We start from the raw sequence: 15,096 nt of genomic DNA, 5'->3' as shown, positions 1-15,096 counted from the left end.
GCTATTCCTGAACTGAAGATGGGCGAAGTCTAGACGGTCACGTCCTGTCGCGACCAGCCTCTCGTCATTCAATCACTTCTCGCAACGCACCATGCAATACATAGTTATGTCGTTTCCCCCCGAGAGACTGCTAGCATCGGGCGCACAGAGTATCTCCGTTCAGGCCCCAACATCAGGTTGCCCATGCTCGATTCCACAGCACGGCCAGGGAAAGCGACGCAGCCCCCGCCACTGGATACGCGGTATCAGGTTGAAACGCCGGAAGGCATCGACTTGCCATTGCGCCCGGCGGGGTTGATGGTGCGCGCACTGGCGTTTTCCATCGACCTTGGCCTGCGCGGGCTGATTCTCGGCGTGCTCTTTGTTGTCCTGGCATTCCTCGGCAAGCTCGGCGCCGGGCTTGGCTCGATTTTGTTGTTCGTGGTCAGCTGGTGGTACATGGTGCTGTTTGAAGTGCTGAATCAGGGCCGCTCGCCCGGCAAGTTGTGGATGGGCCTGCGGGTGGTACAGGATGACGGTACACCGATCGGCTGGTCAGCATCGCTGGTGCGGAACCTGCTGCGATTTGTCGATTTGTTGCCGTTCGGCTACTTCCTCGGCGCTATCAGCTGCCTGAACCACGCCAGCTTCAAGCGCCTCGGCGATCTCGCCGCCGGTACGCTGGTGATCTACCGCGACCGCCCGGTGACCCGCCCGCAGCTGCCCGACGCCGAGCCAAGGCGCGCGGCAGTCGCGCTGACGCTGAACGAACAGCGCGCCATCCTTAACTTCGCAGAACGCCAAGGCGAACTGACCGCAGCACGGGTCAGTGAACTGGCGACGATCCTCGCCAACCCCATGCAGGTTGCAGCTCCGCGCGCCGTAGCGGAACTCAACGGCATCGCTCGTGGCCTGTTGGGCAGCGCATGAAGCAAAGCCTTTTTGAAAGTCGTCACAACGCTGAGTGGGAACGGTTTTCCCTGATGCTCGACAGGCTGGAGCGAAACAAGGACACCTCGCGCCTCGCCAGTTTTGCAAAAGATTACCGAAGGCTCTGTCAGCACCTCACCCTGGCTCGGGAACGCGGTTACAGCAGTTTCCTCATCGACTCATTGCAGCAACAGGTGCTGCGCGGGCATCAGCAACTGTACCGGCAGCGTAGCCGCCTGGGTGCCAATGTCGTGGCATTCATCCTCGCCGATTTTCCGCGACTGGTCCGTCAGCAATGGCGCTTTGTACTGGCGGCCAGCCTGTTGTTTTTCGGCAGTCTGATCGGCTTCGCCCTCCTGGTGTTCCTGTTTCCGGACCTGGTCTACAACCTGATCCCCGCCGAACAGGTCAGCCAGATGCAAAGCATGTACGACCCCAACGGCGGGCACCTGGGACGCTCAGCCGAACGGGCGGCCAGTGAAGACTGGGTGATGTTCGGGTTCTACATTATGAACAACATCGGCATCGCGTTTCAGACCTTCGCCAGCGGCCTGCTGTTTGGCCTGGGCAGTGTCTTCTTCCTGCTTTACAACGGTTTGATGATCGGCGCCGTGGCCGGGCATCTGACGCAAATCGGCTATGGCCAGACGTTCTGGTCATTCGTGATCGGGCACGGTGCGTTCGAACTCAGCGCGATTGCCCTCGCCGGTGCGGCCGGCCTGCAACTGGGCTGGGCTCTGATCGCGCCGGGCCGATTGCCGCGGGCTGAAGCGTTGCGACTGGCGGCGCGCAAAAGTGTCCTGCTGATTTGCGGGGTCATGCTGTTTTTGTTGATTGCAGCTTTTATAGAGGCCTACTGGTCGTCCATGACTGAACCCCCGCCCCTCACCAAATACCTGGTCGGCGCGCTGCTCTGGATACTGGTCGCGATGTATCTGCTGTTTGCCGGACGGACACGCCATGCGCCTGAGTGACGCAACAATGGTCATCCGCCCTCGCCCGACCTGGGAAGCCATGGACCTGGGCGTGCTGTTGAGCCAGCGCCATCGACGCTTGCTGATGACCAGTTGGGCCATCGTCACCGTGCCGGTGTTCGCCCTGCTCACCCTGATTTTCTGGGATTCACCGTCGCTCGCGGTGTTCATTTTCTGGTGGCTCAAGCCGGCATTCGAACGCTTGCCGCTGTACATCCTATCTTCGGCAATGTTCGGTGAAACGCCGACGTTGCGCCAGGCGCTGCGCCAGTGGCCGCGACTGCTCAAGCCGCAATTGCTGGCAAGCCTGACCTGGCGGCGCTTGAGCCTGACACGCAGTTTCTCGTTGCCCGTGGTGCAACTTGAAGGGCTGAGCGGCAACGAACGACAACAGCGGCTGCAGGCATTGCTGCAGCGAGACGCGGGTGCCGCGCGCTGGCTGACGATCATCGGCGTGCATCTGGAAAGCGCGCTGTGGATCGGCCTGATGCTGCTGTTTTACCTGTTGCTGCCGCAGCAGATCGAACTCGACTGGAGCTGGCAACGTTTACTCTCGGTCGCGAGCCAGGACTGGCGCTGGCTGGAACACCTGACGAATGTGTTCTACCTGCTGGTTTTGGTGGTGTGGGAACCCGTCTACGTCGCCTGCGGTTTCAGTCTTTATCTGAACCGGCGCACAGTGCTCGAAGCCTGGGATATCGAGTTGGTGTTCCGCCGCCTGCGCCAGCGCTTGAGTGGCGCGGCGCTGATTCTGCTGCTGGGAACCTGTGCACTGTTGCCGTTCAATCAAAATTCGTGGGCCGCTGAGCCCGTCGCGACGCCAGAATCCGCACGGCTTCTGTCTCAACCTTTGACCAGTCAGGCTTCACGGGACAGCATCAAGGCGATCCTCGAACAGCCGCCGTTCAAAAACAAGGAAACGGTCACGCAGTACCGCTTTGGCGAGGATCAATCCGCTGCCGATTCATCGGACAAAGGCAAGGTGCCGCAATGGCTGAAGACGTTGTTCGGCTTGCTCGACGGCCAACGCTTCGGCGCTGTGGCGACGCTGATTGAAGTGGCGTTGTGGACGGTGTTGATTGCGGGAATCGGCTTGTTGATCTGGCGCTACCGGAAATGGCTGCAGGCATTCGTCACCCAGCGGCCACTGGAAAAAACCAGACCGGCCCGGGCAGCGCTGCAGCAAGCATTCGGCCTGGACCTCAACCGCGAGACCCTGCCCGCCGACATCGCCAGCAGTGCAGAAAAGCTTTGGCAAAGCCACCCGCGTGAGGCACTCGGTTTGCTTTACCGCGCACTGCTCAGCCACTTGCTGCACGATCACCACATGCCATTGAGCGCGGCCGACACCGAGAGCGAGGTGCTGCGGCGTATCGAGCAACTGCGACACCCCGCCTTGCTGGCGTTCAGCCAGACCCTGACGACCCATTGGCAGAACATGGCGTACGGGCATCGACTGCCGCCCGAGCCTGTGCAAGATGAATTGTGTGATGGCTGGCGCACCTTGTTCGGCCCGGGAGGCACGGCTTGAGCCGGCGTTTGTGGCTGACCGTCGCGCTGATTGCAGGCGCGCTGTGCTGCGTATTGAGCGTTTGGCTGTACCAGAAGGCGATACCTTATCAGGCAGAAATCGACCACGGGCCGGCGCCCGAAGCACAGGCCAATCCTTATCTGGCCGCCGAGCATTTCCTGCGCAAACAGGGCCTCATCGTCAACCATGCCAACAGCCTGGATGTGCTGCCGATGCTGGAACCCCATCAGAACAGTCTGTTGTTGCTCGGCGAACGGTCCAGCATGTCGCCGCGCCAGGTCGATCAGGTGTTGAACTGGACCCGCGCCGGCGGCCGCCTGTTGTTTGTCGCCGAAGCGTTGTGGGACGAAAAGCTCGGTCAGAGCGATGACCTGTTACTCGACAGGGTGCAGCTGCAGCAGTCACTGAGCCAAGACCTCAAGGACCCGCCGCCTGACACCAGCGGCGAGGCACTGCCGAAATTGACCAAGCTTTATCTCGAGGATGAGGACGCCCCGGCCTACGCCGGTTTCGATACTGCGTTCCATCTCGACGACCCGAAGAACCTCGCCCAGGCCTGGGCCAACAGCGGCAAGGGTACGCACATGATGCAGCTCGCTCACGGCCTCGGTTCGATCATTGTTGTCACCGACGCCGAGCTGTGGAAAACCCCGGCCGTCGACCAATATGACAACGCCTGGCTGCTCTGGTACCTCACCGCTGATACCCACGTGACGCTGTTGTTCAACACGGAGCACGACAGTCTGCTGACCTTGCTGCTGCGTTATTTCCCGCAAGCGCTGGTTGCGCTGATCGCCCTTATCGGCCTGGCCTGCTGGCATTTCGGTGTGCGTCACGGACCATTGATTGAACCGGTACCGAAAGCGCGCCGACAACTTCAGGAACACTTGCGCGCGAGCGCTGATTTCATGCTGCGCCACAGTGGTCAGGAGAGCCTTCTGCAAACCCTGCAACAGGATATTCTGCGTCGCGTCCAGCACCGACATCCCGGTTATGACCAGCTCGGCGTCGCCGAACAATGGCTGGTGCTCGCGCGCCTGACCGGTCAACCCACACGCGCTATCAGCCAGGCCATGAGCCCGCGACCGAAGCAACGGCTTTCAAGCGTTGAATTCAGCCGTCAGGTCGCCCACCTGCAAACCTTGAGGAATGCCTTATGAGTGAACAGATCGAGCCCGGCGCACCAAGCCACGCCGCGCAACAACGCCAGCGTGCCAGTCAGCTGGCGCAGGCCGTCAGGGCTGAATTGCAGAAAGCGGTCATCGGCCAGAACACCGTGATCGACGACGTGCTGACCGCGCTGATAGCCGGCGGTCATGTGCTGCTCGAAGGGGTTCCGGGGCTGGGCAAGACCTTATTGGTGCGCGCCCTCGCACGTTGTTTCGGCGGCGAGTTCGCGCGGATTCAGTTCACACCGGACCTGATGCCCAGCGACGTCACCGGGCATGCGGTGTACGACTTGCAGACCGAGCAGTTCAAACTGCGCAAGGGACCGCTGTTCACCAACCTGCTGCTGGCCGACGAAATCAACCGCGCCCCGGCGAAAACCCAGGCGGCGCTGCTCGAAGCCATGCAGGAACGGCAAGTCACCCTTGAAGGCCGCGCCCTGGCGATTGCGCAACCATTCATGGTGCTCGCCACGCAAAACCCGATCGAGCAGGAAGGCACCTACCCTTTACCGGAAGCTGAACTCGACCGCTTCATGCTCAAGGTGCGCATGGACTATCCCGATGCCGATCAGGAGCTGGATATGGTCCGCCAGGTCAGCCGCTCGACCCGCGCCGACATGCTCGACGTGCAACCGCTGCGCACCGTACTGCAAGCCAAGGACGTACTTGCCTTGCAACGCATCGCCAGCGATCTGCCGCTGGACGATCAAGTGCTGGATTACGCCGTGCGCCTGGCCCGCACCACCCGCAACTGGCCCGGCCTGATGCTGGGCGCCGGGCCTCGAGCGTCGATTGCGCTGGTGCGTTGCGCCCGGGCGCGGGCGCTGCTGCGCGGTGGCGAATTTGTGATTCCCGATGACATCAAAGGCTGCGCGTTGGCGGTTTTGCGTCACCGTGTGCGTATTTCGCCGGAGCTGGATATCGAAGGGCTGGAAGTGGATCAGGTCTTACGGCAACTGCTCGATCAAGTGCCGGCGCCACGCGTGTGAGACCCTCGCGGCTGCTGCTGATCTGGCTGGTAATCCTGCTGGCCATCGGCATCGTGCTCGGCACAGTAAGGGCGCTGGGCATCGCTGTTCCCTCAACCCTGCTTTCGATTAATTGGGGACTGCTGCTGGCACTGCTTATCCTCGCAATCGTCGACGCGGTTCGCCTCAATCGGTTGCCGTCGCCCAAGGTCGGGCGGCAAATGCCTGGCAGCCTCGCCCTCGCCCGCTGGGGCGAGGTGAGACTGCACGTTGAACATGATTTCCCTCAGCCGCTGAATATTCAGATTTACGATCATGTACCCGAGGGCCTGAGTTTCGAGCAGCTGCCGCTGGCGGTCGAGCTTCAGCCGGGAAAACGCAGCGAAATCGGCTACCGCTTGCGCCCACTCAAACGAGGTCACTTTACCTTTGAGCATTGCGAAGTGAACCTGCCGAGCCCGCTGGGCTTGTGGTCCGGCAAACGGCTGTTGAAGGTGGCCGATCACACCCGCGTCTACCCAGATTTCGCCCGCGTCTACGGCGGGCAATTGCTGGCCGTGGATAACTGGCTTAGCCAACTCGGCGTGCGGCAAAAGCAACGGCGCGGTCAGGGCATGGAATTTCATCAACTGCGGGAATTTCGCGAAGGCGACAGCCTGCGTCAGATCGACTGGAAAGCCACCGCCCGCCAGCGCACGCCGATTGCCCGCGAATATCAGGACGAGCGTGACCAGCAGATTATCTTCATGCTTGATTGCGGCCGCCGTATGCGCAGTCAGGACGGCGAGCTGGCGCATTTTGATCATGCGTTGAATGCCTGCCTGTTGCTGAGTTATGTAGCGTTGCGTCAGGGTGACGCGGTGGGGCTCAGTACGTTTGCGGCTGAGCATCAGCATTATCTCGCGCCGGTCAAAGGGACGGGCCAGCTCAACGTATTACTCAATGCGGTTTATGACCTGGACAGCACTCGGCGCAGCGCTGATTACCTCACCGCCACAACACAACTGCTGGCCCGGCAAAAGCGCCGAGCGCTGGTGGTGCTGGTGACTAATCTGCGGGATGAGGACGATGAAGAATTGCTGACAGCCGTCAGGCGAATGAAGCATCGCCATCGGGTGTTAGTGGCGAGCCTGCGCGAAGATATGCTCGATCCTGTGCGTCAGACGCCAGTGGGGACCTTGTCGGACGCGCTGACCTATTGCGCGACGATCGACTACTCCAATGCCCGGGCCGAACTCCATGAGCGGATGACCGCTCATGGAGTCTCGGTGCTGGATAGCACGGCTGTCGAGTTAGGGACCACATTAGTGACGCGCTATGTCGAATGGAAAAAAGCCGGGATGTTTTAGTTACGCCAGGCACTGTCGCAGGTTGCGATATTGCAAAGGACCAAAGGATCGCAGGATCCTTAGTGAACGGTTACTGCGATTGTCACTTTCCTGCCCAGTCGACAACACTGGATGGCAACCCTGAGTCCGGCGTCGCTCCCAATGACATCGGATTGCCCGGTGATCGCTTAAGCAGGCGGGAGGCTGCCACTTGTAACGCATAAGCCCCGCCAATGCTGCCGGTGCACTGCCAGCTAAGCCCCTCGATGGTCAAAGGACGATAGACGCCCAGCGCAGGCTCCACGGTCAACCCCAGATCTGTTGCTGACGAATAACCCGACAACCCTAGGCAAACTTCACGACCCAATAAAGGGCTGGCAGGGTTGACGATCGATAAATGAACGGTATGGGCTTCCAAGCGGGGAAACAGTGTTTCGGCGCCCCAAATCGTTGGCGGATCATCGTTAAGTCTGAGCCGGGCATCGTCCCAGACTCCCGCGGCCAATACCCTGAAGCGAAAGGTGTGGGCAGGCGCGGCGGCGAGACCACCGTTGACGCCTGGGACCGTGGCGACCACTGTCACCTCCTCCACCTGTTCGGCATGAAATAAAAAGCGTGCCCATCCTTCTTCATCCGTCAGCACACGGTGATGTTCTTGCCCAACGGCGAAAGCTACCTCTATTGAGGATGCCGCCCGCTGTTTACTGGATGAGCGCAAATTTAGTTCCAGCCAGACGTTTTCGCCGACAATCGGATCGAAACTGTCTTCCCGGACTTCTGCGATCTCGATTTCGCCGGCGGCCTCTTTCTGATCATTGAGCATAACTTAGTCCTCGTCCTTCAGCATTGTTCCATAGGCAGCAGTGGGTGAAGCAGATTGCGCGTCGCGAGCGGCCAGTACTTTGACGTTAAAGGTGTGAGCAGGAGCGGCCAGACCGTCATAGGGGCTGTTCACCGTTGCGATCACTGCCACATCACCCGGTTGCGTTGGGGTAAAGGGAAAGCGTGCCCAGCCATTTGCCGCCGTCAACACCGCCATCTCAGTCGCTCCGTGTTTAAAAGCGACTTCGATGTCTTGTACCGTACGCTGGGTGTAGTAAGACTGGGTTCTGAGTTCCAGCCAAACGGTTTGACCGACGATCGGATCAAAGCTGGCCTCTCGCACTTCCATGATCTGCATTCGGTGATGCCCCAAAGACAGGGGCAGTGGCGGGTAATCCTGTGAAAGTTGTTCGAACGCCAGCGACAGACCCGATTCACCCGTTGCAAGACTGGCGCGGCAGTCCAGCTGCCACTTGACACCGTCGGCATTCAGTTCTTCTTCATGCCCTTCCTCCGGGTCCAAAATCACATCCAGAGCAGTGCTTGAAGGCGGTGCCCACTTCGCCGCAACTTTCAACGCAGTCAATGGGCTTGCCGTCTTGGGAGTGAAGTGCAATGTGTGTTCCCCGCCGAAACAGGGGTAAGCGGTGCTGCCAACTGCCAGCTCTTTGTCGTCGAACTTTAAAACGCCCTCCCCCTCAAGTGTTCTGGATAACAAGCGCCCCGATAGTACATAGGGGTCCAGACCGTCGTTACACACGTGTAGAGAAAAACGGGCGCTGCTATCACCGTTTGAGCTCACACCCCACGTCAGTCCTTCTTTGCGTAGCTGTCGCCTGTCAACAGCCGAAGGAATGAAGTCGAACCCCAGGTCCTGTTCCCCCTCGCCATGCACGCTCAGGTAGATTTCTTCGTTCAACAGCGTTTCGCCAATTGGCTCGATCTTTAGCTCTACCGGCGCACTGTCACGAAAACAGATAAGACCGACAGTCCCGGGCTCATGATCGGCCAGGGTCACTTTGACCAACCGGGTCCAGGGTTCCTCACCTAATACGGTCACCTTGAACCGATGGACGATTTCTTTGGCGTCATAGGGTCTGCACGCAGTGGCTGAAACTTCGAAGGTTCCTTCCTCGACTGGGTCGAATGAGTAGACACTCCAGCCGTCAGTACCCGTTGGATATGTCACGCCATCGCGGCTCCAGACGACTGCAATCCCTGGCACTCCGCCCACCCCGTCCACTGTTGAAAGAATCTGAACCGCCAGTGGCAACGCCGGGCCACCCACTGCGGGAAATCTCGCAGGTTGCTTCGTTTCGCCGATTGCCAACGTATTGTGCGCCAGGTTGAATTGCTGGACGGGGGATCTCTCCAACAGTTCCGAACAACTGATCTGAATCTCGAAACGACCATCGCGCAGGTTTTCACAGTCCATACTCCAGGTCAGACCAGCCCCCACAATCGGAGTGAGTTCATTAGGCGCAGGCTTGATCTGTACTCCCAAAGGATTGCCTGGATCGTCCACCTGCAGATGCAACGCCACTTCGGAATCGCGCAGTGCATGGTCGGGGGGAAACGCTAGCGTCACTGTGTGTGTTTCGCCGCGACTGGGGTAGGCGAGTTTGTTTCCCCAAACCCAGGAACACGCTGGATCGTCCAGAGAAAACGTTGCGCTCAGCCATGGATTGTTCTGCAAGGCGCGCACTTTGAATACATGCCTGGCATCCTCCGGCTTGTAGTGACTGACCACGCTGGCGATGATCTCATGGTCACCCGCTGCATCCGGGGTGTAGGTGTAGCCGGCCTCACCGGACGGGTCCGTAGGACACGTGTGCAGCTCGATTTCTTTGCCATCTGCGCCTTTGAGAGTCCAGGTAACGATACGATCAGCCAGTGGGAAATCCGAATAGTAAGACTGCACTCGCACCCGTAATGCCACACTTTGCTTGAGGTCAATGACCGGATACCAGGCAGGCTCCTGCAGCGGGACGACATCCAGCCTGAAATGCCCCACAAGAGCCTTCAACGGATAGAGATCGGCCGTGTATTGGCTGCGTACGGCCAAGGTGCGCGCAATCGGAATATCTTGTGCCATGTCAGCGCAATCAATGTTCCATGCTGCTGCAATGCCCTGCTCTTCTCCCCAGAATGGACGGGCAGCCAGCACACCATCGGGATCGCTGAGCCCTCCCTCCACCAGTAAGCCTGCTTCGGTTGCCACCCAGACACTGTCGGGTGTAGGCAGTAGCGTGACAACATGAGACTGATCAAGACGAGCACCAAAGCATAAATGCAGCGTGTCGTCTGGTACCTGCAGTTCTCCATCGATCGCCAGGCAGTTCAGGCGCAAAGGCTCGAGCACGAGTTCGACCCGAACATCGGCAACTCGCAACCCTCTTGACATGCCTGGTCGTTCATTCGGCGGGCTGATAAACGTCAGGGTAATTTCCGTTTCAGCAGCATCAAGCTCCAGGGCGTGCCGATACTCCACGAGGTGAAGATCCAGCCGGTCGGGGCTCGGGTCCACAGAGACCCCATGCTTGAGTGACGGTACAAGCTTCAGATCATATTCACCGCCCAAACCCTCGCGGATCCTCAACAGGCACTCAGCACCTTCCATCGCTTCGTAAAGGAAGACCAATTGATAGTCCGCCTTGCCGGGCGTTGGCTGCGGCAATGTGGCCAGCGTCAAGGTCTGGCTTCCCTGGCCTTCATTGACGGCGTACATGAAGCCAACGGATCCGCCGTTCCAGGAGCCGGACTGCCGGGTGACTTTGGCTCGGTCATTGATGATCCATCCTTCCAGCGCCTTGGCGAAATCACCATTGTTGACAAAGTTGTGCCCGGCTTTAAGGTTCTCTTCGTTCATGACTGCCTGCTCCCTGTGCCGGCCAGACGTTTGGCTTTGGCTCCCCCAGCGGGTGGTTCGGGGACGGTATCGAGCTCTTTATCGACCACTGCTGCAAAGGCCGGACCGCCATCTTTCGCCTGATAGTAAATTGTGATCAATATGTCAGGTATCGACGCCAGCTTGGCAGCCTGGGTCTTATGCCGTGGAAAGGTCAATTCATAGTCCGCATGGACACCCGTCCCCTCAAAGGGTGCGTAGCGGTCGTCGACAGGCTCAACGGCTCCGTTATCTTCAATTCCCGTGGACAACGCTATCTGCTGGTAAGGGCGCAGGTTTCGCACCATTACATTGGCAGCAGGAGCCTCCTTTCCTTTCTCATCGTGCAGGAATTTGATTGCACTTATGTCCGGTTCAATAACGGTTGTACTGCTGATCTGAGACAGAATCGCACGGACATGCTCATAAGGTCCCAACAGGCAAGGAAACGTCAGCGCCACTCGCTTGATTTGATGGCAGTAGAGGCCTGGATAGTCTTCATCGAACATTTTCTGATTCAGCGAGAAATACAGTTTTCCTGCAGCCACCGATGCCTCCCATTCGGCACCTTTCACTTCCTTGAGAGAAATCGTCTTGATCAACTGAAGACGGTGCTCGTCGCGCTTGATGCGCGCAGCCGCCATTCGCATAAGGTCCAGTTTTAATGAGTGACCGCTGGTGAAGCCAAAATAAGCATCCATCCAGACATCCGGCCGAATAAAGCGGGTTTTGAAGTCGCCCATTTCATACTGCCAGCACGTTTCGGCGCACAGACACAAGCCAGCTACCAGATCGTAAGCCTGATAGATCAGCGTCTTCATTTGCCCGACTACCCAACTGCTTAACTCGCGACCAGAGCTGCGATTCTTGTAGAACGCATATACCGCCTTGGCCTGGACATTAGATGCTTCCGTCTGTTGCAGACTCGCCTCGGCGGCGCGGATCGAGTGCTCCTGAGCGAGGATTTGCTCACTCAGCACCCGGACTTCGGCCTTCGCCTGATTGAGCACCAGGTCCCACTCGTCCAGGCGTCGGCGATATTGCTCATTGGTCGACAGCCTCCCGGATCCGGTCATGGAAATCTGCGCGCCCGTATATACGCCATCGGCCGTACCTTGAGGTACGGCTCCCGGGCGGGCGCCACCAAAAGCTGTCCCACCAATGTTGGGCACAATATCCAGTTCTGCAGAAACCACTCTAAAACCACTCGTGGTCGCGAGCAAATCTCCTTCATCTTTGGCTCGCTCCAGAACCTCGTACTCATATCGCGAAACCTGCTCGTCGTATATGTGCTGGTAATGCTCGACTCTGGCTTTGACCATGCTTTCGCTTTGCCGCAACGACGCCGCTGTCGCTTCAAGCTGGTCGATTGTTGCCTTGTGCACTGACCGCGCATAATCCACCAGTTCGAGCATATGGCTTTGATTTAGCTCTTCCAGCTCACTGCGATCATGCTGGTCCAGCCAGAACCTGAGTTGTTCTTCTTTCTGAATCTGGAACTCCACACCTTGCAGTGCCAGGTTGTGCACGGTCTGCCATTTATACGGCACCACCTGGACTGGTCCACCCGGATTGTGCGTCGCTCCCAGCCTGCCACCAGCCTGCGCACGCAAAAGTTCAAGAGGGTCCATCGTCTGGAACAAGGGAATCGAGAGGGTACGACCATCAATCGAGCGCCCTTCGCGCAAATTCTGCATCCTGGATTTGAGCAGCGTCCACATGGCTTTCGGCCGTTCATTGATCCCCGGTAGAAACACGTCGCTACCGAGCAGATCGAAGCGCGGAGTGGCCTGCATCGCACCGGGCACATCAGCCAGCGAAATGGCAAAATCTCGCTCGAAAGCCTTGAGCGCAGCGCGTCCCTGAACCTTGCTTAATAAACTACTGAGGGTTTGCGGTGCCCACGTCGTGGCTGTACGTGCGTCAGGCTCCCGGCCCAGCAATGACAATGCCCGGCTGTAGTTGAGCTTGGCTGCGACCATGCTGTCGTAGTCAAGTCGACGGTACTGGCTGTCGCCCCAGGCGATCAGGTTATCCAGGTAGCGCAGGATAATCGCGATCTTGAAATGTATCGGTGCCGTGTAACCGATCGCGTCAGGATCGGTCGGAGCCGCGTTCTCGTAAGACGGGTCGATCGTCTCGTTTTGCAGGGGACGGCAGCGCCAATAGGCGGGCGCGGGGAGCACTGGCGGCTCACCCGGCGCCGGGTTCTCGGGCGGCACGACTTCTCGCGCCAATGGATTGAATATGTACTCGAACCATGGCTGCGCTTCCTGGTACCGCCCCTCAGCGCTCAGGCGCGAGCCGACCAGATCCGGGACATGAAGCCACAGCTCCCAGAAGTACAAACCGTTGCTGCCATCAAAAGGCCCGTTCTCCTCGATCGTCCCGTCGGGCCTGAGTGGCTCGTCAATGTGCTGGGTACCCCAGGCCAGCAATGCGTGCGGGGACGCAGCCGCCCGGCTGGTCAAAACCGGCCCGAATGTGGAGTTGACCCGTACGTGCTTGAGCGCTTGTGCACTGTTGAAGCTGAGGAATTGCGCGCCCTCCGGGCTGCTTTTATCGATCGAAGGGGTTGCGTATGCAAGAGGTCTCTGGTTAAGCAAGACCTTGAACTGATTGCGTCCATAGGTCGTTTTGGTGTCCGCGCCAAAGGAGAACACAATTGGCTCGTCGATGGGAAAGTTAGCGACACCTAATACCTCGGCCTTGCGTTTGTAGGTGAGCCATGGCGTGGCGTATTGGCCGTCCAACGGCCCCGTCGAGATCCACTTCTTGCGGTCATCCCCACTCGCGCCTTCGAATTCAAGGCTGAACGCCAGGGGGGCATACAAGATCCTCTGCACAACCTGATTCTGTGCATTCAGCGCAAATGCACCCAGGCCGTCGACAAAAAAACCTGCACCGGCGCGAATTTCGTCCGGCGTCTGGCTAATAAGATGGGTCAGAGACTCAGGTGTCAACTTCGCCACAGCATCCGCGCGCCAAATGCCGTCGCCCACCGATTCTTCCGTAAAGCTGTCTTTGCTAAACATGTGAATCAACACTTTTTCGGGACCGAGTTTCAGGAGAATGTCCTGAGTCGGTTTTTCGCGAGTGTCCATGCTGATGCGCAGCTGCCTTTCGCCGGACTCGACAATCCGTATTTCAAAAGAGCTCGATCCCGCCATCCCCTTCCACCCGATGAATACCCGCTCCAGCACTCGACCGGTTTCCTCCACCGCGTCGCAGCGTCCGCGCACCCTGAGCACTTCAAAAGGCGTGTTGTCCGCGCCGATCTCCCGAGTATGGATGGCGTCCAGAAACAAGTGCTTACTGAGGCCGCCCTCCGGCTGCGGAGTGCTGGTCATGGTGACTTTCGAGTAATCGGCCGGTACAACTTTCTGCTGCAGGCTCCGGATATCCCGAAAGCGGGCGAAGGTCATCATCAGCAAGGTGGCGATGTCTCCGGGGACCTTACGAAACAATGCGTCGCGGGTTTCATGAATTTCCACTTCCTGGATCGAAGACTCACCATCCAGGAGATGACGGTTGGTGTAACAGACAGCCAACAAGTCGTCACGTGGATCGCCGTCACCCAGCGACACGGCCGTGAGCCGGCCATTGGAAATGTCAAATTCGCACTCACGCTTGTGGAGAGAAACAGGGGCAGACCATTGACCGTTCAATGATCCGGAAGCCATCTTGATTTCCAGCGACCATGGAATCTGCACCACGCCTTGAGCATTGAGCGTGCGTTCGGTCCATTCACACCAGACCAATACCGGGAGCCCTCTCCAGTAAAGAGGACGGATGTCCATGACTTTGCCGGCGGTCGCGGTTTCAATTTTCTGCCACTCGCCCCATGCCGCCGGATTAATCTTCTTGCTGTCGTTATTCAGATCAACCGTGACCGTGCGCCAGTAGAAGGCGAATGGAGATGTCCGCTCGCGGCCAATCAGGCAATACCGCGCGTCTTGCACATCAGCGCCATCGATGTATCCGCTGAGGATGTCAAGGTCACAGATCTGCTGAAAAGACCGGGTATATTCCATCAGGCCCCTCTGCACAGAATCGGCCGTCAGACGCATTTGACTGAGGTTGTTTTCCAGCGTCCGGAATAGGGCGGTTTTCTTCAGGCGCAGAGCCGGGACAATGTAATTCTCGGCCCGGTCTTTCAGAATGACGTTCGCGGACCACGTGCTGTAATGGCTGAGAATCTGGTACCAATACTGTAAATCGTCATCTTCGAAGTAGCTGTTTTCGTATCCCACCTCCATGCCGCTGTAAACGGACTGGATGTGCTGTTGCAAACACCGCACATCGGTGGAAATCCAAGTGGCTTCCAGATGGGCGCGGTCCTGAGTATCGAGCATCAAAAAGTCATTCAACTCGTCAGTGTCACTAAGGTCGACGTTGTCTGGCCAAAGTGACTGCCCCAGGACGGCGTCTACCATGGCCGCCGTATAGCGTTCTGTCAGCTCATTGATCTGGATCGTTTCCATTTTGATTTCCTTGTCGCTGCGTGA

Annotated in this window: 9 protein-coding genes; 6 read left to right on the top strand and 3 right to left on the bottom strand. The window is 58.5% G+C overall.

Annotated elements, in window-relative coordinates:
* The first annotated feature begins 183 nt into the window (after positions 1–183).
* The 6 genes from ACYZTS_RS13380 to ACYZTS_RS13355 are packed head-to-tail and all read left to right on the top strand — an operon-like array spanning position 184 to position 6,900.
* Complete coding sequence (locus ACYZTS_RS13380) at positions 184–909, top strand: RDD family protein (protein ID WP_028622884.1); 726 nt, start codon at positions 184–186, stop codon at positions 907–909.
* Positions 906–1,883 (top strand): stage II sporulation protein M, encoded by a 978-nt coding sequence (locus ACYZTS_RS13375; RefSeq protein WP_461989770.1) that lies wholly within the window; start codon positions 906–908, stop codon positions 1,881–1,883. Before ACYZTS_RS13380 ends, ACYZTS_RS13375 begins: the two co-directional genes overlap by 4 nt.
* Positions 1,870–3,414: a DUF4129 domain-containing protein gene (locus ACYZTS_RS13370; protein ID WP_461989768.1), complete on the top strand. Its 1,545-nt coding sequence runs from the start codon at positions 1,870–1,872 to the stop codon at positions 3,412–3,414. The genes ACYZTS_RS13375 and ACYZTS_RS13370 overlap by 14 nt, the downstream gene beginning before the upstream one ends.
* A complete protein-coding gene (locus tag ACYZTS_RS13365; protein ID WP_461989766.1) occupies positions 3,411–4,574 on the top strand; it encodes a DUF4350 domain-containing protein in 1,164 nt (387 codons plus the stop codon). Before ACYZTS_RS13370 ends, ACYZTS_RS13365 begins: the two co-directional genes overlap by 4 nt.
* Positions 4,571–5,572, top strand: a complete 1,002-nt coding sequence (locus tag ACYZTS_RS13360; RefSeq protein WP_461989764.1) for an AAA family ATPase — start codon at positions 4,571–4,573, stop codon at positions 5,570–5,572. The genes ACYZTS_RS13365 and ACYZTS_RS13360 overlap by 4 nt, the downstream gene beginning before the upstream one ends.
* Positions 5,569–6,900: a DUF58 domain-containing protein gene (locus tag ACYZTS_RS13355; protein WP_461989762.1), complete on the top strand. Its 1,332-nt coding sequence runs from the start codon at positions 5,569–5,571 to the stop codon at positions 6,898–6,900. The genes ACYZTS_RS13360 and ACYZTS_RS13355 overlap by 4 nt, the downstream gene beginning before the upstream one ends.
* Before the next feature lie 82 nt (positions 6,901–6,982).
* On the opposite strand, the gene ACYZTS_RS13350 is transcribed toward ACYZTS_RS13355, so the two are convergent.
* From ACYZTS_RS13350 to ACYZTS_RS13340, 3 genes are read right to left on the bottom strand one after another with little or no spacing between them, the layout of a single operon-like run.
* Positions 6,983–7,702 (bottom strand): hypothetical protein, encoded by a 720-nt coding sequence (locus tag ACYZTS_RS13350; protein ID WP_177326970.1) that lies wholly within the window; start codon positions 7,700–7,702, stop codon positions 6,983–6,985.
* Positions 7,703–7,705: 3 nt separating this feature from the next.
* A complete protein-coding gene (locus ACYZTS_RS13345; RefSeq protein WP_461989760.1) occupies positions 7,706–10,570 on the bottom strand; it encodes a hypothetical protein in 2,865 nt (954 codons plus the stop codon).
* A complete protein-coding gene (locus ACYZTS_RS13340; protein WP_461989758.1) occupies positions 10,567–15,072 on the bottom strand; it encodes a Tc toxin subunit A-related protein in 4,506 nt (1,501 codons plus the stop codon). Before ACYZTS_RS13340 ends, ACYZTS_RS13345 begins: the two co-directional genes overlap by 4 nt.
* Positions 15,073–15,096 lie beyond the last annotated feature (24 nt).

This window comes from Pseudomonas sp. TMB3-21 (assembly GCF_054898145.1).
This window is presented reverse-complemented; position numbering and strand designations above follow the sequence as displayed.

Coding starts and splice junctions, on each gene's coding strand:
- ACYZTS_RS13380 (WP_028622884.1), top strand. CDS start 184: ATGCTCGATTCCACAGCACGGCCAGGGAAAGCGACGCAGCCCCCGCCA.
- ACYZTS_RS13375 (WP_461989770.1), top strand. CDS start 906: ATGAAGCAAAGCCTTTTTGAAAGTCGTCACAACGCTGAGTGGGAACGG.
- ACYZTS_RS13370 (WP_461989768.1), top strand. CDS start 1,870: ATGCGCCTGAGTGACGCAACAATGGTCATCCGCCCTCGCCCGACCTGG.
- ACYZTS_RS13360 (WP_461989764.1), top strand. CDS start 4,571: ATGAGTGAACAGATCGAGCCCGGCGCACCAAGCCACGCCGCGCAACAA.
- ACYZTS_RS13350 (WP_177326970.1), bottom strand. CDS start 7,702: ATGCTCAATGATCAGAAAGAGGCCGCCGGCGAAATCGAGATCGCAGAA.
- ACYZTS_RS13345 (WP_461989760.1), bottom strand. CDS start 10,570: ATGAACGAAGAGAACCTTAAAGCCGGGCACAACTTTGTCAACAATGGT.
- ACYZTS_RS13340 (WP_461989758.1), bottom strand. CDS start 15,072: ATGGAAACGATCCAGATCAATGAGCTGACAGAACGCTATACGGCGGCC.